This is a genomic window from Rubinisphaera margarita, assembly GCF_022267515.1.
Lineage (GTDB): Bacteria > Planctomycetota > Planctomycetia > Planctomycetales > Planctomycetaceae > Rubinisphaera > Rubinisphaera margarita.
Window position 1 is genome coordinate 741,347 of sequence record NZ_JAKFGB010000012.1, and the last position, 20,098, is coordinate 761,444.

Here is a 20,098-nt window from a genome sequence, read left to right on the forward strand (position 1 = left end):
TCTCCGTCCCAGGGTCTGAAGCCTGTGCCCAGGTGGCGCACGAGAATGACTCTGAGCCTGACCGTTCCGGCCGCTGGTACATCAATGTACGGATCGCTAGGCTGTAAGCAGTCGAAGATCACCTCACTCCCTGTTGTATTTTCTGAATGGATCCGACTGATGCCTGTTTGCACTCGCCTCGCGGTCTTCCTCGTTTTTCTGGCCGTCTTCCCCCTGTTCTCGCGGTCCCCGGTGGGGGCTGCTGAGAAACCGAACGTGCTGTTTATTGCGATTGATGATCTCAATGATTACATCTCGCCACTTGATAATCACCCCGGCGTGAAGACCCCGAACTTCGAGCGACTGGCGGCTCGGTCGGTGACCTTTGAGAATGCTCACTGCGCTGCCCCGGCGTGTCATCCGTCGCGTGTCTCGGTAATGACCGGCGTTCACCCGACGACATCAGGGCTGTATCGCAATCTGTTCCGAGCCCATGGGCCGCGATGGCGACATGAGTCTCCGCAACTGGAGAACGCTGTCGTGCTCTCGCAGCACTTCCGCGATCACGGATACCGAGCGATCGGCGGCGGAAAGATTTTCCATACACTGCAGTGGACTCCCGGTGACTCCCAGAATGATCCTTCCGCCTGGGACGCCTATCGGGGCGATCCGCTCGATCCGATCTCACCGGACTGGCCGCGCCCGAAGTTCGATAAGCCGCAGAATGCCGGATTCGTCGGCAAGCGGCCGCTCAATAACCATTTGTTTGGTGCAGCTGTTCTGGAAGATCCGGAAGACAGTTACGGCGATCATCTGATTGTCGACTGGGCGGCCGAGCAGCTTCATCAACCCCAGGACAAGCCTCTCTTCATGGCGGTGGGACTGTTCCGTCCGCACATTCCCTTTGAGGTCTCACAGCGCTGGTTCGATCAGCATCCGCTGGACGAGATCCAGCTTCCCGAGTACCAGGCCGATGATCTCAAGGATGCTCACGAGCATGAACGGGTTCACTGGCATAAGTGGGTGACGGATAACGAGCAGTGGAAAACGCTGATGCAGGGTTATCTGGCGAGCATCAGCTATGTCGATCATCAACTCGGGCGACTTCTCGATGCCCTCGAGCAATCGCCGCTGGCCGAGAATACGATTGTCGTCCTCTGGACCGATCACGGCTTCCATATCGGCGAAAAGGACAACTGGGAAAAGTTCGCGCTCTGGGATCAGACGACGCATGTGCCGCTCTTCATTCACGCTCCTGGTGTGAGTAAAGACGGCGAACGGACGGCTGCCCCCGCGACGTTAACGGATATTTACCCGACGCTTTGCGAACTTGCCGAACTTCCGATTCCCGAACAGTGCGACGGACTATCGCTGGTGCCACAGCTTCGCAAGCCGACCGCCAGACGCGAACGACCGGCGATGACGTCCTATCAGTTCAACGGGGAAACGGAACCTTCGCACGCCGTGACCGACGGACGGTATCGGCTAATTCATTATCCGGACGGCTACGAGGAACTCTATGACCTTGATTCCGACCCGAACGAGTTCGACAACCGCGCCGACGATGCCAGGCTGTCGGACGTGAAGTCGAAGCTGGCCGGGTTTCTCCCAGAGAATCCGGCTCCGAATCGCGGGGTTCCCCTCGATTCTCCCTATCACAATGGTCCCCGCAAAACGCGAAACTGAGTCAGTCCGTCTGGCGGCTGTCCTGATCAATAACCCGGACGACGCGACAGGGATTGCCGACGGCGAGCACGTCTTCGGCAATGTCGCGGGTGACGACACTCCCGGCTCCGATTACGGACCGTGACCCGATCCTGACGCCGGGGCAGACAATCGCGCCGCCGCCGATCCAGACATCGGAACCGATCGTGATCGGCTTGCCAAACTCCTGCGTCCTCCGAAGATGAGCCTGCAACGGGTGAGTCGCCGTGTAGATCTGCACGCCCGGACCGATGAAGGTGTGGTCGCCGATGTGAACTTCACAGACGTCGAGAATCACACAGTTGAAGTTGAAGTAGACCTGCTCACCCAGCCGGATGTGGCAGCCATAGTCACAGTAAAAAGGTGGCTCCAGAGTGACGGTGTCTCCGCCAGTTCTGAAGAGCTGCCGCGTGATGGCACGACGTTCGATTGTCTCGCTCGCGCGACTGCTGTTGAAGGTCTGGAAAAGATCTCGGGCGATGCTCCGCAGTTCAACGAGTTCGGGATCTAGCGGATCGTACAAATGTCCGGCCAGCATTCTTTCTCGCTGCGAGTCCACTGGAGATGACTCCTGTCGTTGTCGTCTGAATCGGCTGCCTGCAGATCGGGATGCATACGGGGAGAAAACTCTCCTCGAGTCGGGAGCTCTCGACGCGTCTCACTGAATCCTGTCGGGAGTGTAGTTGAGATTTCTGAAGAATCGATACGAAATCGCGGATTTACGTGAGCGCCACCCAGGTCGATTGCGTCCTGAGTAACAGGGAGCCGTCTGCGCGACCGAAGATGGAGATCGTAAACGTTGATGTTCAAATCAACACTCGGTAGGATGTGCTCTTCCAACGCCCCTCTTTCTGGTGACGACATATGCATGGCAACTCTGCTGGGCAGCTCTCTGCCGACGATGTGCAACGGATTGATGAGCTTCGCTCTGTTCATACCCGTCTCGTAAGTGAACTTGGTCGAGTGATCGTCGGTCAGTCCGACGTGATCGACCAGCTGCTGATTTGCCTGTTCGCCCGAGGACACGGCTTGCTGATGGGGGTCCCCGGACTCGCCAAGACGCTGCTGGTCAGTAAGCTTGCTGAGACACTCTCGTTGAAGTTTCACCGGATTCAGTTTACGCCCGATCTGATGCCGATGGATATCACCGGCACCGATATTCTTCAGGAGACCGAAACCGGACGCAGGGAGTTTGAGTTCGTCTATGGTCCGGTCTTCGCGAACATCGTTCTGGCCGATGAGATCAATCGCGCCCCTCCGAAAACGCAAGCCGCCATGCTGGAGGCGATGCAGGAGTATCGGGTGACGGTTCTCGGCCGCAGCTACGATCTGGAACGCCCGTTTCTCGTGCTGGCCACCCAGAACCCGGTGGAACAGGAAGGAACTTATCCCCTGCCCGAGGCGCAGCTCGACCGTTTCATGTTCCTGATTCGGCTCGACTACCCCTCCGAAGAAGAAGAGATCCGTATTGCAAGCAGCACGACCGGCGAGGAGCTGCCGGAGCTTTCTCACGTGCTGCATGCCGAAGACATTATCGACTTCCAGAAGCTCGTGCGGCGGATTCCGGTGCCGGATCATATCTACAAGTTCGCCGTCCGACTGGTCCGGAAGACCCGTCCCGATGGGGAATCCACTTCGGAGTGGCTCAAGCCGCTGGTTGCCTGGGGAGCCGGGCCTCGAGCTGTGCAGAATTTGATTCTGGGCGGGAAGACGCGGGCGGCGTTGCATGGCCAGTACATGGTTCGTCAGGAAGATATTCACGCAGTTGCCGGACCCGTTCTGATCCACCGAATGATCACGACATTCGCTGCTCAAAGTGAAGGGATTGACGCCGGTCAGATTGTGCAGCGGTTGCTGGCCGAATCGTCTGAAGCGTAACTGTCCGGTTGCGTGCTGTAAGTAAGGAACCGTCATGATGAAGCAGCGGGACGCCGGGCGAGCATTCGTAGTCGTTTGCGTGCTGACTATGTTATTGAACGCTGCGAGTGCGCAGCCAGTTACGCGCGAAGAGTCTCCCGCGCGGCTGAAAGAAGCATTCGCCAGGACGGACACGAATCGTGACGAGCGTGTTTCAGAGGAAGAGTTTCTAAAACGACCAGGCGAAGCGAAGATGCATCGTCGCGACTTTCGTCTGTTCGATTTCGACGAAAGCGGCGACCTGACTCCGGATGAGTTTTCGTGCCTGCCGGGACTGGTGCATCCGTCCGAACGGGGGCCAGTTCCCGATCCTTTTGACGACATGCTCGATGTCGCGCTCGAAACGCTGGATGAACTTCTTGAAGGATGGGCGGACGAACCAGAACGGGAGATCTTCAACAACGGCTTCGTTTTTGGGTTTCTCAAATCGTTTTCTCCTGAAATGAGCTCGAGCGATACCGCCTCTCAGATGCGGATCGCTGATGCGAATCGCGACAACAAGCTGACATGGGACGAAGCCAAACGCTATGTAGAGATTCAGCTGGGCATCCGCTCCGAAGACGGCACGCTTCTGCGGGAATCGAGCGGGCGAGTGCTCGTCTACTCGCGGTTTGAAATCTTCGATGCCGACAAGAATGGCGGAGTGACTCTGGAGGAATTCCGGAAGCACCGCTCCGGCAGTAATGCCGAACCCGATTTCCAAAAAGGAGACCGGAATGGCGACGGTCAGATCTCGGTGGCCGAGTTCTCTCATCCCGAGTGGGTCGAGTTCTACGATCCAATCCTGACCTTTCGTCGGGGGGATACCGATTTCGACGGTTTGTTGTCGGAGTCCGAGCTGGAGAAGGTTACCGAGTCGTGGCGGCAGAAACTCGTCCCGTTCGCAATTCCGGCGTTTGACGACGATGGCGATGGCAAACTCTCGCTGCGGGAGTTTCGGCTCTCATTCATCGGGAACTATATGGCGGTCTGGGAGAGTCCGGTCACGGACAAGAACCGGGATCAGCGTCTCACGTTCGACGAATATACGCCGCAACAGGCGGACTGCCGGTTGCTTTGCCGCTACTACTTCAATCGGCTCGATGCGAATGGCGATCTCGAACTGAAGCCCGATGAGTATGCCTACGAGGTCCGGCTCCCGCTGACGCTCCACCGGATGACGCTGGATGGAAAGGACTTTCGCCAGATTTACGAAAGCGAAGCGTTGCCATTCTGCGGCTCGCCTGCTGTCTCGCCGGACGGGCAGTTCATCATGTTCGACGCCTATCCCCCCTCAGGACTGCGGGATGCTCGGGTCATTCGTATCACGATCGACGGGGAGGATGAGACAGATCTTTGCGACGGACTAATGCCGACATGGTCGCCGGACGGCCAGCGTTTCTCCTGCACAACCTATGGGGACACCAACATTCGTATCAGGAACCGGGACGGTTCCGATGACATCGATATCGGAGACGGCTGGGGAGCGCAGTGGTCCCCGGATGGTCGGTCGATCTGCTTTACGAAGTCTTCCCGTTCGATCTGGGTTTACGATGTCGAAACGCGGCAAAGTCGCGAAGTGCTGCCGAAGGCGGACCACGAATATCGGCTTATTTACTGGAACATGGTGTGGTCTCCCGACAGCAGTCGACTGCTCTTCAAGGCCTACAAACAGAACTCGAAGATTGTCGACATCGCGACCATTTCCATGACGGGCGAGCATCAGTTGACAGTGCACATGACGACCGACCGTTCACCTGACAACGATATGGCCTGGTTCCCCGACGGCGAGCACGTGCTTGTGAACATGGCGACGCCTGACCTAAAGCAGCGACTGCTCTACAAATGGAAGCTCGGCAGTGAAGAACCGACCGAGCCCCTGCACGGAATCGACCGATCGTTGCGATACAACAACGTCACCATTTCTCCGGATCAGAAATGGATCATCATGAGTACGGCACGGGACTCGTAATCCCGGTCAAACCTCCTTACCAGCACCAGCGGAAACAGAGAACGCGATGTCGATCAGCGGACCTCAACGCAGCTTTCTCGATCCTCAGGTGCTGTCGCGCCTGTCGTCGATTCCGCTGTTTTCGCGTCGGGCGATGGTGGGCAACGTGTCAGGGATCCACGCCAGCCCGCATCGCGGGTCGAGTGTGGAATTCGCCGAGTATCGCAAGTACGTCCCTGGCGACGACCCGCGTCGTCTCGACTGGCGGGCTTATGGACGGTCCGATCGCTATTACGTCAAGGAATTCGAAGCCGATACGAACCTTCGCTGCTGCCTCATTCTTGACACCAGCGGCTCGATGAACTTCGGTACCACCGGAGTGACGCGGCTCGAATACGCCCGACGAATCGCGGGAAGTCTGGCTCACATTGCCATTCGGCAGGGAGACGCCGTCGGGCTGACCTGCATCTCCGATAAACTCGTGCGGACGATTCCTCCACGCAGAACTCCGTCGCATCTGCGGGGCATCTTCGACATCCTCGAACATGCTGAGGCGGCCGGGGATACTCGGCTCGTTGAACGACTGCACGAACTGGCCGAAACGATTCCCCAGCGGGCGCTGGTCGTGCTTCTTTCCGATCTCTTCGTGTCGCCCTCGGAGCTCCGGGAGGCCTTTGATCATCTTCGCTTCCGCAAACACGACGTCGTCGTGTTTCATCTCCTCGACCCGCTGGAGCTGAGCTTTGAGTTCCAGCGACCAATGCGGTTTCTCGATATGGAAGGCGGGACGTCGATTTTCGCCGAGCCGAATGAGATTGCCGATCGGTATCAGAAGGCGCTTCAGGCGTACCTGGAAGAAATGAAGACGGTCGTGCTCGGCTCCGAAGTCGATTATCACCGCGTTCGTCTCGATAGCGATTATGAACTCGTGCTGCAGAACTTTCTCGCCACCCGGGCGCGAACGAAGGGGGCGCGATGAGTTTCCTTCAACCCGCCATGCTCTGGGCCCTGCCGATTATCGCGCTGCCCATCGTCATTCATCTCATCAATCAGCGTCGCTACCGCACGATCGAATGGGCGGCGATGACCTTTCTGCTGGCCGCGACCACCATGTCTCGTGGCTACGCCAGGATTCGGCAGTGGCTCATTCTGGCCATGCGGACTCTGGCCATTGCCGGTCTGGTGTTTGCCATCAGTCGTCCACTCGCGAGTGGCTGGCTTCGGCTCGCCGCGCCCGGGACCGTCGATACAACGATTGTTCTGCTCGATACTTCGCCCAGCATGCAGCAGCAGGGAAACCGGGCGGGCGTGACGAAACTGGACGCGGCCCGGACGCAGTTGATGCAGTCGCTGAAGTTGATCCATTCCAATCACTGGATCGTCATCGACAGTGCGACTTTGCAGCCTCATGAGATCGAGTCGCCGGAAATGCTCGATTCGCTTGTACCCACGAAAAGCACAAGTGCATCGGCCGATATCCCTGGCATGTTACAAGCCGCCTACGAGTATCTGCGAGACAATCGTCCCAGCCAGACGGAAATCTGGATCTGCTCGGACCTGAGACAAAACGACTGGGACGCAGAAAGTGCTCGCTGGAAGGTGTTGCGGGAGGCTTTTCTGGAAGCACCGACGCCCACCCGTTTCCATCTGCTGGCATACGGCGACGGTGCGGCTGGTAATCGCTCGATTCGCCTCACGGCTGCCGAAACGCGGGAGACAATGTCCGGTCGGGAACTGCTGATTTCCCTCGTAGTGCGGCAGTCGGAAGCGGAGAAGACGACGCTGCCTGTCCGTCTCGAAGTCGCCGGGGGAATCACCGAGATTCCTGTTGAACTGACGGGCACCGAAACGGAACTGGTCAACTACGCGATTCCGCTGGCTGGAGATCCGCAGAAACGGGGATGGGGACGATTGAAGATTCCAGCCGACGCGAACAGCGCCGACAACGAATTTTATTTTGTGTTCGACGAACCTCCGCCGCGACAAACGATGATCGTCGCCGAGAACGATAAGGGCGTTCGCTCGTTACAGCTGGCAGCCGAGATCGCCCCGGATGTCGAAACCGTGTCCGCGGCCAGGGTGATGACGCCGCAACAGGCTCAAACGGCCGACTGGGATCAGGTCGCTCTTCTGCTCTGGCAGGCTGAACTGCCGGACGATTCGCTTCGCCCGCTGGTGGAATCGGTGGTCGATCGAGGAGGCCGGGTGATCTTCTTTCCGCCGGAGGGCAACAGCGCGGACGAATTCGCCGGACTGGGCTGGGGCGACTGGCACGAGGAACCGGTCGGGTTCCAAACCGTCAACTGGCGTCAGGATCAGGATCTGCTGGCGAATGTTCGCAGCGGCGAAGCGTTGCCGGTGAACGAGCTCAGTATCACTCGCTACAGGACCATTGAAGGAGAGCAGTCAAAACTCGCAACGTTGGATTCGGGAGATGCGTTGCTCAGCTGTGCGATCACTCCGCGGAGAAACGTCTATTTCTGTGGAACACGCGCGACCGACGATCATTCGACTCTCGCGCGGAACGGAATTGTTTTGTACGCCATGATTCAACGGGCACTGGCAGACGGAGCCGAGTCGTTGGCCGCTGCTCGACAGGTTGTCGCGGGGGAAGTCGATGCGGATCAGTCTGTGCACTGGCAGCGACTGGCGAGTGACGATGCAGCCGTTTCGACCCGTTTTCGTTTCCATGCGGGGGCCTACGAGCAGAACGAACGCCTCTATGCCGTTAATCGCAGTTCGGACGAAGACCGACCGTTGATTGTCGATTCCGAGCGTACCGCCGGGCTGTTTCAGGGACTGCAGTTTGACCGCGTCGATGAGCAGACCGGAGAGGACAACGCCCTGCTCCGCGAGATCTGGGCGACCTTTCTGTTCCTCATGCTGCTGGCCCTGATCGCCGAAGCGGCTCTTTCGATTCCGCGACGTCGTCCGTCTCAGGCGAATGTGACGCCGGCTTTCGTCAAGGAGGCCGCGGCATGAACTCCGTTCAACAGCTGACATTCATGACCACAACGACCGGCGTCGCCGTGTCCGTGGCCATCGTTCTGACAGTGATGGCCATCAGCACCTATTCATGGCATCGCAGCGGCTATTCCGTCACGCATGGACTGCAGGAATTATTGCGGGTCGTCATTGTGATTTTGATCGCCCTGCTCTTTAACCAGCCCGAATGGGTGGAAGAGTTTCGTCCCGAAACGAAGCCGGCCATTGCCGTACTCTGGGATGATTCACGAAGTATGGAGACGCGAGATGTTCCGATGCACGAGGCGACCCGCAGTGTCGTGTCGCGCAGCGAGGCGATCGCTCCCCTGACCGATTCCGAAACCTGGAAGAAACTGGCCGAGCGATTCGACATCGTTGTGGAGCCGATCGGGCCAAACGCGGATGACAGCGGCACCAATCTGTACGACCCGCTCCACAATGTGAGCGACCGCGTCCGTAATCTGCTTGGAGTTGTGCTGGTCTCCGATGGCGACTGGAACACAGGGAAGCCGCCGATCGAAGCCGCGTCTCGTTTGCGACTGCAGAAGATACCGGTTTACACAATCGCGACCGGCAGCGCGAACCGGTTACCGGACATCGAGCTGACGGCGGTTGATTTGCCGACGATCGGAGTGGCCGGCAAGAGCGTTCGGATTCCGTTCACCATTGAGAGCTCGTTGCCGCGTGAATACCTGACGACAGTCAAAGCGACCACGTCTTCCGGGGAGACTCTGACGAAAGACGTTCGTGTCGCACCGGCCGGAAAGACTTCGGATGCCATCGTCTGGAACCCGCTCAGTGAGGGGAACTTCACCGTCACGCTGGAAGTTCCTCAGCACACCGACGAACTGATTCTCGATAACAACTCACGCACGGCTCCGATCTCAATCCGCGAGGAAAAGCTGAAGGTTCTGATCGTCGAATCCGTCCCGCGGTGGGAATATCGTTATTTGCGAAATGCACTTTCACGCGATCCGGGCGTCGATGTTTCGTGCCTGTTGTTTCATCCCGGACTGAGCAAACCGGGTGGAGGGTCCTCGGACTATATCAAGCAGTTCCCCGCCAGCATCGAGGAGATCGCTCCCTATGATGTCGTCTTTCTGGGCGATGTCGGCGTGGATCCCGACCAGTTGACGACTGAACAATGCGAAATGATCAAGGGACTGATTGAGAAGCAGGCCAGCGGCTTGATTCTCATGCCGGGCTGGCAGGGAAGACATTCCACTTTGATGGATTCACCGCTGGGCGAGCTTTATCCGGTCCAACTCGATCCTGTTCAGGAAGGGGGCTGGGGATCGCGGACGCCATCGTTGCTCGAGTTGACCGAGACCGGCCGCCGCAGTCTGCTTACTCGACTGTCCGACACTTCCGAGGAGAATCTGCAGATCTGGGAAACGCTTCCCGGCTTCCAATGGTACGCCGCAGTCGTGCGGGCGAAAGCGGGAACCGAAACGTTGGCCGTGCATGGAGACATGTCCAACGAATACGGGCGTCTGCCATTGCTCGTCACTCGAACATACGGAGCGGGCAAGGTTCTGTTTATGGGAACCGACGGAGCCTGGCGCTGGCGGAAAGGAGTGGAAGATCAGTTCCACTATCGATTCTGGGGTCAGGTGATTCGCTGGATGGCGTACCAGCGGAATATGGCCAAGGGTGAGAACATGCGACTGTTCTACACGCCGGAACAGCCCGAAGTCCGCAACACCCTCTCGCTGACGGCTCATGTGATGAGTGATTCCGGCGAGCCACTTTCGAAAGGCGATGTAGTCGCGCGAATCAAAGCGCCGTCCGGAAAGCTCGAAACGGTACGACTGCAGGCCGAAGGAGCCGAGTGGGGAGTCTTTCGGGGCCAGTTTACGACAGCTGAAGCGGGCGAACATCAGGTGACGCTGGCGTGCGGTCAAACCTCGACGACCTTGAAAACAGAGATCTACGTCCAGGGGCAGGCGCTCGAGTTAGTCGGCAAGCCGGCTCGTCCCGATGTTCTGGAAGAGATCGCCCGAATGACCGACGCGGCCATGGTTCGGCCGAATGAAGTCGAGCGGATCGTACAGTCTCTCTCCACCTTGCCGCAGCCGCCGCTTTCGGTTCGGCGTCTACAGCTGTGGAGTCATCCGGCCATTGCCGGCTTCGTAATCGGGCTGCTCGGGATTTTCTGGGTCTGGCGAAAGGCCACCGGGCTGGTGTAGAATGTTCAGTTATCGTACACGGGAATACCTTCGGTAAGGAGGAATCATGGATCCGTCACCCAATCAGCGGCTCGAAATTCCGGGATTGCTCCGTGAGAAGTTGATCGACTTCCGTCGCCGCGTCTGGACGATCAAGATCATCGAAGCGGTCGCGGGAGCAACCGCAGGCGTACTGCTGGGGTACCTGCTCACCTTCGCGCTCGATCGATTCATCGACACGCCAGCGATGGTTCGGGGGCTGATCTTCACGGCGGCCATGCTGGTCTGTGCCATGATCCCCTGGACCCTGAATCGTTGGGTCTGGCAGCGTCGGAGACTCGATCAGCTGGCCCGGTTGCTGATGCAGAAGCATCCCGATATCGGCGACCAGCTGCTCGGGGTGATCGAACTGGCTGAGGACGATGAAGAACAGAACCGGTCTCGCGTTCTGGTGAAAGCGGCCATCCGACAGGTCACGCTCCAGGCCGAGCAGAAGGACTTCTCGAACGCTGTTCCTCGTCCCCGCCACCGGATTCACGCAGTCGCCGCGATCTCGCTCGCGCTGGTTGCCATCGGTCTCTGGACTGCGACAACAATCGCGGCCGGGAATGCCTGGAAACGTTATCTGGCTCCCTGGTCGGCGACTCCCCGATACACTTACGCTGCTGTGGAAGATCTTCCCGATCAGATCGTGGTGCCGCATGGAGAACCGTTCTCCATCCCTGTGGTTCTGAGAGAGAACACCGAGTGGTCACCGGGAGAGGGAGAAGCCCGCCTGGCGGGGGTTGATCCCGTGAAGTCGACACTGAAGGATCAGCGCTACGAGTTTCCGTTGCCTGCACAGATTGCTCCGGGCTCTTTGAATGTGACAATCGGAGACTACTACAGCTCAACGCAGATCGAGCCGAAGCTCCGGCCGGAACTCGTCGATCTGACGGCGACGTTCATCCTTCCGGAGTATCTGCAGCGAAGCAAGGCACTTGAGAAGAACATTCGAGGCGGAACGGTCAACGTCGTCCGCGGAAGCGCCGCCCGCCTTTCGGCCGTAGTGTCGCGAGATCTTGCGGAAGCGACGATTAACAGTCGACCGGCACAACATTCGGCAAGCACGATACGATCCGAGCGTGTGGCGGTCAACGATCCGACGACGCTCGAGTTTGCCTGGAAAGATGTGTATGGACTCAGCGGGTTGCAGCCGTTTCAACTGGAGATTGTGCCGACGGAAGACGAAGCCCCCAATCTCGTCTGTGAGAATCTGCCTCGGAAGAAAATTCTCCTCGACAGTGAGGTCTTGACGTTCAACGTCAAAGCCCGCGATGACTTCGGTGTGCGGCGAGTCGGCATCGAGTGGAAAGGTCTCGACCCGACATTGAACGAGCGAGCCGAGGGAGAGAAATTGATTGGAGCGGGCAATCCGGAAGCGGAGTTGCTGGAACTGGTCGCCACTTTCTCCGGCAAGCAGTTCGGGATTGCTCCGCAGCCGGTGGAGGTCCGCCTGTTCGTCGAGGATTATCTACCTAACCGGGAACGCGTTTATTCGCCATCGTGCATCTACTTCATTCTGGATCCCGATCAACATGCCATCTGGGTCACCGATCAGCTGAGTCGCTGGCATCGTCTGGCGCTCGATATTCGCGACCGAGAATTGCAGTTGCACGAAACGAACAAGGAACTGCGTGGTCTCGATCCGGGGCAACTGGATGATTCCGAAGTGCGGCGGCGAATTGAAGCCCAGGCCGCAGCCGAGCGCGCAAATGGTCGACGTCTCGGACAATTGATCGGAGGAGGAGAAGATCTCCTCCGGCAGGCGATGCGGAATCCAGAGATCGGTGTCGGCCATCTGGATCGCTGGGCCGAGATGATGCAGGTGCTTAAGGATATCTCCGGAAACCGGATGCCTTCGGTCGCCGATTTGCTCAACGATGCGGCCAAGGCACCGCAGGTCGCGGGGATGCAGCCTGCCAGGCCGACGGCTTCTGCTGGTCAAAACCGGTTGAAGATGGCCGGTTCCGGTTCGAAAAAGTCCGAAGAACAGAAAGGAGAAGCTCCCCCGGTCGTTCCTCAGTTGACCGATATCGAGTCAACTCGCAACGAGCTCGGCAAAGGGGAAGCCGGCCAGTCCAAGCCGAAGAGTCCACGGTTGACACTGCCGAACACCATGCTGGCCGGTAATGGAGAGGGCAAGAAGCCCGAGACTCCCGCTGGCGAGCAAATGGAGGAAGCCGTCCAGGAGCAGAAAGATCTGCTGGCGGAGTTTGAGAAGATCGCGGACGAACTCAATGAGATCCTCGCCAACCTCGAGGGCAGCACGCTGGTGAAGCGGCTGAAGGCGGCTTCGCGACGACAGGAACAGGTAGCAGGCCGCCTGGCGACTCATGCGTCCGAAGCGTTCGGCGTGGAGAAGATTCGAAAGGTCGACCAGGTTGAAGAGTTCAAAAGTCTGTCGACGGTGGAAGTCGAGAGCAGTAAAGACGTCTCTTACATCATGGACGACATGGCGGCGTATTTTGAGCGGAGCCGCTACAACCAGTTCAAGGTTGTGCTTGACCAGATGCGCGAAGAGAGGGTCGTGGAAGGACTTCGCGACCTGAGTGATGAACTGGTCGAAGAGAGCGGTCTGTCAATTGCTCAGGCGGAATTCTGGAGCGAGTCTCTGGATCGCTGGGCCGAGGATCTGGTCGAAGTGACGAAATGCGGGGCCTGTCCCGGCTGCAAAGCCAAAGGCAGCCTGCCTCCCTCGATCGTGCTCGAAGTTCTGCAGATCCTGGAGGGGGAAATCGACCTGCGTGAGCAGACTCGAGTCGCCGAACAGGCTCGCACAGCTGTCTCTGTCGAAGAACATGAAGAAGAAGCCGGCCGGCTGTCGAAAGCCCAAAAAGAGCTGCAGAAGCGGATCGACGATGTCGTTCTGCGGATTCTCGAATTGCCGGATGCGGAGAGCGATTTCGCCAAAGAGTTGCGGCTGCTCGATGCGGTCTCCCGCGTGATGGTTGATGCAACGCAGATTCTGGCTCGCCCCGATACAGGGTCGTCGGCGATCGCGGCTGAGACCGAGGCGATCGAGCTGTTGTTGCAGTCTAAACGTTTTAATCCGAACGGCGGCGGAGGCGGCGGCTCGAATCCCGGCGGTGGAGGAACCGGCACCACTTCCGACACGGCTCTCGCACTGGTCGGGTCGGGCGTCAACGAAAAGGAAGTTCGCGAGAACACGGGAACGAATCAGGCCACCGGGAACGCTGGACCTGTCCTGCCCGAAGAATTCCGCTCGGGGCTGGATGAGTATTTCCAGCGAATCGATGAGACGTCCCCGTCGAACTGAACGAATCCCGAACACGTTTGAAGAGGTTTAACGTGAATCGATATACGAGTACGTCAGTGGCGCTGTTGACGCTGCTGACAGTCAACGCAGCCGTTGCCGATGCTCAGCAGGAGGCCGTGGCGTTGCCTGCTATGCAGGCAGCGGACGCGGTGGAGGAACTGCCCGACGACGTTCCCGCTCAACATCGACAGTTCTTTCTGGCACTACGTCGTGTGCTGACCGTCGAGATTCATTTTCTCCGCAAGGTCTGCAATCCAGATCTGGAGCATGTCGGCAAGATCCGTGCGGCCGGCGAAGCCCGTCTGCCTGAGCTCGCCAAGTGGCTGAAGGAGCATGAGCATCATCATCTTGAAAAGGATGAGAAACGAATACAGGATCGCCTGATTACGCCTTTGCGTACCACCGCCAGAGCCGTTCTTCCTGCAGAGATGGCGGATCGATACGAGAAAGAGCTGAAGAGCCGTGACGAGTTTCGCAAGCAGGCCGTGGCCGAAGTCATGGCTCTGGAGGTCGACCGGATGGTGGCGCTCGAAAGCGACCAGTACGATCAGGTCGTCTCGCTCCTCAAAGAGAAAGTCCAGCCCTCGTGGCTGCAGAACATGCAGGTCTATCTCTACGGGCAGTACTGTCCGCTTCCTTCCCTGGACGATATCGCTCCCGCCCTCGACGAGAATCAGAAGAAGGTCTGGCAATCACAGGGTCGACAGCCGCGTGTCTACTTCGGCTGGGAATCGGATCTCGGGCTCGACCAGTTCAGTAATGGCGTTGAACTGGAAGAACTTGACGACTACGGATCGAAGGAGGATCAGTCATGACATTCCAGTCGATTCCGCATCTGATCGTTGCTCAGATCTGTCTGGTCCTCCTGGCGTTTCCCGCTTCGGCGCAGGTCTTTGCCGCTCAGCAGATGCAGATGGATGAAGCGCAGCTCATCTCGAACGTCTTTCAGAACCAGCGTTCCAAAGAGAAGGCCCGTGAACATTGCGAGCAGTTACTGGCGGCTCGCATTCGTGGAATTGCCCAGGCCTGTTCTCTCACCGAAGAACAGCGGACTCAACTGGAACTGGCTGGCCAGGGCGATATTTCCCGGTTCTTCAATCGATTCAACAACATGCTCCGAACGTGCAAGCTGGGCTCGATCAGTCAACAGGAGTGGCAGGAGAACTGGCAGCTGATTCAACCCTATCGAAACGAATTCACCCGTGGTTTGCACAGCGAGGATTCCCTCTTCGCCAAATCGCTGGAGTTTACGCTCGGGGATCAGCTCGACAACTGGGAGAAAGCCTCGGCTGAGCGGCAGCTCCGGGCGTATCAGGCCGACATCAAAATCGTCCTCGCGCAGCTGGATTGCGGACTGCCGCTGACGGACGAACAACGGAAAAAGCTCACCGATGTGCTCCTTGCGCAGGACATCTCCCGTGGTTACAGCGTCACCGCTCAGTACCGGGCGTATCTGGTCCTCTATCGGATGTCACAGATTCCGGATGAAGAGCTGCGCCCGATTTTTCTCGACAACGAATGGAAGATCGTGGAGGCGATTCGAAATCAGATGAAGGGACTCGAACCCTTCCTTCGGCAACAGGGCGTAATCCTCGATTGAGGCAGAAGATCATGACGAAGACGAACAAACGCGCGTATCTGGTTCTGCTGGCTTTATCCCTCTCTGTTGGGATGGCCTCGCGACAGGCGATGGCCCAGCTCCCGGAGTTGAGATCGGGCGATCCCCTGCCGCGCGACGTCCGGGAGATGTATGACCGGGGACTGAAGTATCTGGTCGAGACGCAAACCGAAGCTGGAAACTGGTCCGGCGGCTATTCCGGGCCCGGAACGACTGGCATGGCGCTGATGTGTTTTCTGGCTTCCGGCGAAGATCCCAACTTTGGCATCTATGCCGGGAATATCCGTCGAGCGCTCAGAAGTATGATTTCGGCACAGGATTCCGGAACCGGTTACATGGGCAACTCCATGTATCACCATGGGTTCGCGATGCTGGCTTTCTCTGAAGCTTACGGAACAGTTGACGACAGGGACTTGTGGCCAGCTGGAGAAGGTGCGTCGCAGCGTTCGATCGGTCAGGCTCTGGAACTTGCCGTCCGTTCCGCCATCACTTCACAGAAGAAGAACTCCTACGGAGCCTGGCGTTATTCTCCCGGCGGCTCCGATGCCGACACGTCCGTGGCCGGGGCGGTTCTGGTGGGCCTGCTGGCTGCACGAAACGCTGGCATCGAAGTGCCGGACGAATCCGTCGACCGGGCGATTGCCTATTTCGTGAGTATGACCGCACCGTCCGGGCAGGTGGCCTACTCCGGGGGAATCGGCGGCTTCGATGAATCCATGGCGCGAATCTCGATTGCGACGCTGGTGTATGCCGTTGCCCGGCGAAAAGATTTGCCGCAGTACGAGTCGACACTCAAGTATCTGACCAACAAGCTCGCCGGCGGCAGTTCCGGTCACGGTGGCGTTGAATATCAGCGTTACTATCAGGCCCAGGCTCTGTTCCAGGGAGACTTTGAAGCCTGGCAGAAATGGAACCGTGACCTGATCCGCCAGCTCCAGACGGTCCAGCAGCCGGATGGCAGCTTTGAGGGAAGCTACGGCAAGGAAACCTCGACGCCACTGAGTCTGCTCGCTCTCGCCGTTAACTATCGCTTTCTTCCCATCTACGAACGTTGAATACCATGTTGCAACGCCTCCTTATCGGCCTGCTCCTCGTTGGATCAGTCTTATGTGCTCCGCAGATCAGCGCTGAGGAGCCCGCTGAGTCCACGAAGTCCGCGTTGCTCACGCTTCAGGACGGCTCACAGATTCATGGGCAACTGAATCCGAGTCAGACCGCAGGCACGATTCGTTGGAGTATCGACGAATTCGTTTCGCCCATCGACTTCCCCGTTGATCATTTCGTCTCGGCGGTCTTCCCGGCTCCGGCCAGGCGAGAGCAGATGAAGGGCGTCTTCAGTGTCGAGTTTCACAGTGGGGATGTCATTGCGGGAGAGATCACGAAGTGGGAACAGGGGCAACTTACGCTCGAATCACCCCGGTTTGGCTCTCTCACCCTGCTTGAGAACGCGATTCGTCGGATCGATCGAATTGATGACGAGGCGGAACTGCTCTATTCGGGGCTGACGGGTGTCTCCGATTTCCGAACGGTCGAAGGCCCCTGGATCTTCGATGGAATGCGACTGGTCACCAGCGAACCGGGATCAAGAATTATTGGCGAATTCGAACTGCCCGACCGAGTAATGGTCGAATTCGCTGTCTCGCGGGAGGAAGGAGCAGAATTCTCTTTCGTAATCGCGTTTGATTCACGGGACAAACGAACGGCACCGTTCGGCTGGTCGTGTACGGCCTTTGGGAATTCGCTGGCCCTGATCTACGAGCAGGAAAAGTTCGCCGCACTCAAACCCGTCGGAACACTCTCCCAATCGGACACCGTGCGACTGATTGCCTATCTCGACCAGCCCGGAGGCGCGATTCATCTCTATGAACGGACCGGCAAACCTCTGGCCGTCTTGCAGATTCCGGAATCGATTCGTCTCGAGCACACCGACAAGCTCGCCACCGGACTGGGACTGATTCTTAATGACGAAGGAACCGTCAGACTCGAACAACTCTCCGTTTCCCACTGGAATGGAGTGCTTCCCGCCGCTCAGTTGAGCGCAATTCGGCAGTTCCATCTGAACGATGGGACGACAGTTGCCGGTCCCGCCGAGTCCTTCGAGCATTCCGCCGAAACAGTTACGCAGACACAAAACAATCAGACCTTGAGTTTTGAACTCACGGAGCTGAAGCGGGCTGTCTTTGCGGGGGAATCAAACCGAGAACCGCGGCAGGTCGTAGTCCTGATGAGCGATCAGTCGCGGATTTCAGGAGAACTCGTTTCCGTTTCTGACCAGACGCTCACGGTCCGGTCTCCAGACGTTGTGGAACCGATCGGTGTTTCACTGGCAGGCATACGAACATTGTTTAATGCCAGCGGACATGCTTCAGAGAAACGCGAGTCGAAAGACGACTCGGTCGCTACGTTGTATGTCAGTTCGGGAACCCTGAAGGGGCGCCTGGTCGACTCGACCGGCGCTGACGAAGAAAGCTGTCTTGTATGGCAACCACAACTCGGTTCGAGTTCCTCGGCACTCAAGCCGCTCCTCTCCGGTCGAATCGTCTATCGCGAACCGGTCGCTCCCAAGCCCGAAGTCACCGTGGAGGCGGTTCCTGTGGAACAGCCGAACCAGAATGCACTGCAGAAGTTTGGGCAGCTCTTTTTCGAGAATCTCGGCCGGGGACGAGCCCGACGGGAACGAAAAAATGAGGATCCCCAGCCGCACGATATTCATCTGATTACCGGGGATGTCATTCCGTGCGAAATCGAATCGATCAGTGCGCAAGGCGTCCATTTCTCAAGCAAAATGACCGACACACGCTTGATCGGCCACGAGCATCTGCGAGCGGTTGTTTTCGACCGCACGGCCGATGTTCCCGAACTTGAGAAGGCTCGCCGGGAGCGATTGCTGACGCTGCCACGAAATCAAAAAGCCTCGCCGCCGACCCACCTGCTCTGCTCGTCAGGTGGCGATTTTCTTCGCTGTCGGCTCAATGCTCTCGATCAGGACGCTCTGGTTGTCGAGATCCAGCTCAGTGATCACGAGATTCCCGCTGACCGAGTCTCGCACATCATCTGGATGCATCCGGAGCGATCGATTGGGACGGTTACCGGAGAGCGGGAAGGTGAATCGACCAGCGAAGAGAACCCGGAGCCGACAATGGTCGTCGCTGGCCAGATCCAGGCACGAATGGCGAAGGATAATCGCTCCACGTTCGTGCCCATCAGGGTGGAGAACGGAGAAATCGTCGGCACGAGTTCAGTTTTCGGCGAATGTCGGGTTCCGATCTCTCGGATCGATCAGCTCCTTCTGGGAGAGGCGGTTGTCGATGCTGCTGGTGACCTTCCGTATCACGACTGGAAACTTCAACCGGCCGTGGAGCCGCTTTACACTCAGGGGACCGGAGATGGACAAGGAGCCTCGGCCCCCGGCATGGCGTCGAGTCTGATCGATAAGCCGGCTCCCGACTTCCAGCTGCCGCTGCTGGATGGCGGAGAGTTTGTCCTCTCGGAGAATCGCGACCAGATCGTCCTGCTCGATTTCTGGGCGACCTGGTGTGGGCCCTGCATGCTGACAATGCCGCTGCTCGAGAAAGCCATGAAAGAGTTTGAGGGGAAATCGGTTCGGTTGATCTCGGTCAATCTGGAAGAGCGGCCAGAGCAGATTCGCGAGGTTCGGGACCGTCACAAACTCTCGATGACTGTCGCTTTGGACCGGGATGGCGCCATTTCCCGCCGGTATAGCATTCAATCGATCCCGCAGTTGATCGTCATCGATCGTGAGGGAGTTGTCCATCGTCATTTTATCGGAGGTGGACAAACTACTGTCGACGAGGCTGCGAGGGCTGTTCGCGACCTGTTAAAAGAGCCGGCTGACTCGCTTCCTTAAAAAGATCGGGATCTCGCGAGCTCACGCCGATCGAGCCTCTAGCGGGTTTTATCAGGAATATCGAACTATTCCGAGGCTTCATTTAAGAACGGGCGTAAAGTCGACGCCCGTCTCTTTTCATAGAGCTGTTCGATCGACAGTTCCTCCCGATGGCGACGTGATAATGGGGGACTGCTCTAAAAAAGGCTCAACGCCTGATCCACATTTGAAGCGTAGAGGAAATGTGGATAGAGGTTTCGGCTGCGGAAACGATCGGAGAGTTCGCTTCCTACCCCGCTGAAGACAACCGTTCCTTCGTAGTCGACAAAGACCAGTCCCATCGCCATCAGGTCATCGATCTCCCGGCTTGTCATCTGCGAAATCTGCTGCAGGTCGACGACGATCCTGAACGGACGTTCGGCATAGGTGGCAAAACGAGAGAAGTAGTCGATGAGTTCCATCTGCGGGGTGCTGGAATGTTCAGAAACCGGAAGAAAGGAAAGAACATTCACTTCGTTCTTTAACTGGAACTTAACAGATCGCACGCTCCGATATCCCTGGATAGGAGTGAGCGACGACATCGTGGGTGTTTTCATGATCATAGGTATATAGCTCTTGCAAAAACTTCAGG

The 20,098-nt window shown here is 57.9% G+C and carries 13 protein-coding genes; 11 read left to right on the forward strand and 2 right to left on the reverse strand.

What is annotated here, in order from left to right:
• Positions 1-159 precede the first annotated feature (159 nt).
• Positions 160-1,665, forward strand: a complete 1,506-nt coding sequence (locus tag L1A08_RS11320; protein WP_238756508.1) for a sulfatase — start codon at positions 160-162, stop codon at positions 1,663-1,665.
• Between the two features lies 1 nt (position 1,666).
• On the opposite strand, the gene L1A08_RS11325 is transcribed toward L1A08_RS11320, so the two are convergent.
• A complete protein-coding gene (locus L1A08_RS11325; protein ID WP_390896864.1) occupies positions 1,667-2,242 on the reverse strand; it encodes a sugar O-acetyltransferase in 576 nt (191 codons plus the stop codon).
• 305 nt (positions 2,243-2,547) lie between these two features.
• Between L1A08_RS11325 and L1A08_RS11330 the strand changes: the two genes are divergently transcribed.
• The 10 genes from L1A08_RS11330 to L1A08_RS11375 all read left to right on the forward strand — a co-directional run bounded on the left by L1A08_RS11330 (position 2,548) and on the right by L1A08_RS11375 (position 19,488).
• Positions 2,548-3,561, forward strand: coding sequence for an AAA family ATPase (locus L1A08_RS11330; protein ID WP_238756510.1), 1,014 nt, complete (start codon positions 2,548-2,550; stop codon positions 3,559-3,561).
• A gap of 232 nt (positions 3,562-3,793) precedes the next feature.
• Complete coding sequence (locus L1A08_RS11335; RefSeq protein ID WP_238756511.1) at positions 3,794-5,551, forward strand: hypothetical protein; 1,758 nt, start codon at positions 3,794-3,796, stop codon at positions 5,549-5,551.
• A 46-nt stretch (positions 5,552-5,597) separates the two neighbouring features.
• On the forward strand, positions 5,598-6,509 hold the full coding sequence (locus L1A08_RS11340; protein WP_238756512.1) for a DUF58 domain-containing protein: 912 nt from the start codon (positions 5,598-5,600) through the stop codon (positions 6,507-6,509).
• Positions 6,506-8,512 carry a BatA domain-containing protein gene (locus L1A08_RS11345; RefSeq protein ID WP_238756513.1) on the forward strand — a complete coding sequence of 669 codons (2,007 nt, stop codon included), beginning with the start codon at positions 6,506-6,508 and terminating at the stop codon, positions 8,510-8,512. Before L1A08_RS11340 ends, L1A08_RS11345 begins: the two co-directional genes overlap by 4 nt.
• A complete protein-coding gene (locus L1A08_RS11350; RefSeq protein ID WP_238756514.1) occupies positions 8,509-10,704 on the forward strand; it encodes a hypothetical protein in 2,196 nt (731 codons plus the stop codon). The genes L1A08_RS11345 and L1A08_RS11350 overlap by 4 nt, the downstream gene beginning before the upstream one ends.
• A 46-nt stretch (positions 10,705-10,750) precedes the next feature.
• Positions 10,751-14,002 (forward strand): hypothetical protein, encoded by a 3,252-nt coding sequence (locus L1A08_RS11355; RefSeq protein WP_238756515.1) that lies wholly within the window; start codon positions 10,751-10,753, stop codon positions 14,000-14,002.
• Between the two features lie 32 nt (positions 14,003-14,034).
• Positions 14,035-14,817 carry a hypothetical protein gene (locus L1A08_RS11360; protein ID WP_238756516.1) on the forward strand — a complete coding sequence of 261 codons (783 nt, stop codon included), beginning with the start codon at positions 14,035-14,037 and terminating at the stop codon, positions 14,815-14,817.
• Positions 14,814-15,602 (forward strand): hypothetical protein, encoded by a 789-nt coding sequence (locus L1A08_RS11365; RefSeq protein ID WP_238756517.1) that lies wholly within the window; start codon positions 14,814-14,816, stop codon positions 15,600-15,602. Before L1A08_RS11360 ends, L1A08_RS11365 begins: the two co-directional genes overlap by 4 nt.
• Before the next feature lie 11 nt (positions 15,603-15,613).
• Entirely contained in the window at positions 15,614-16,675 is a 1,062-nt protein-coding gene (locus L1A08_RS11370) for a squalene--hopene cyclase (protein ID WP_238756518.1), read from the forward strand.
• A 5-nt stretch (positions 16,676-16,680) separates the two neighbouring features.
• A complete protein-coding gene (locus L1A08_RS11375) occupies positions 16,681-19,488 on the forward strand; it encodes a TlpA family protein disulfide reductase (protein ID WP_238756519.1) in 2,808 nt (935 codons plus the stop codon).
• Positions 19,489-19,664: 176 nt separating this feature from the next.
• Here the strand turns inward: L1A08_RS11375 and L1A08_RS11380 are convergent, their stop codons facing one another.
• Positions 19,665-20,012 carry a hypothetical protein gene (locus L1A08_RS11380; RefSeq protein ID WP_238756520.1) on the reverse strand — a complete coding sequence of 116 codons (348 nt, stop codon included), beginning with the start codon at positions 20,010-20,012 and terminating at the stop codon, positions 19,665-19,667.
• Positions 20,013-20,098 lie beyond the last annotated feature (86 nt).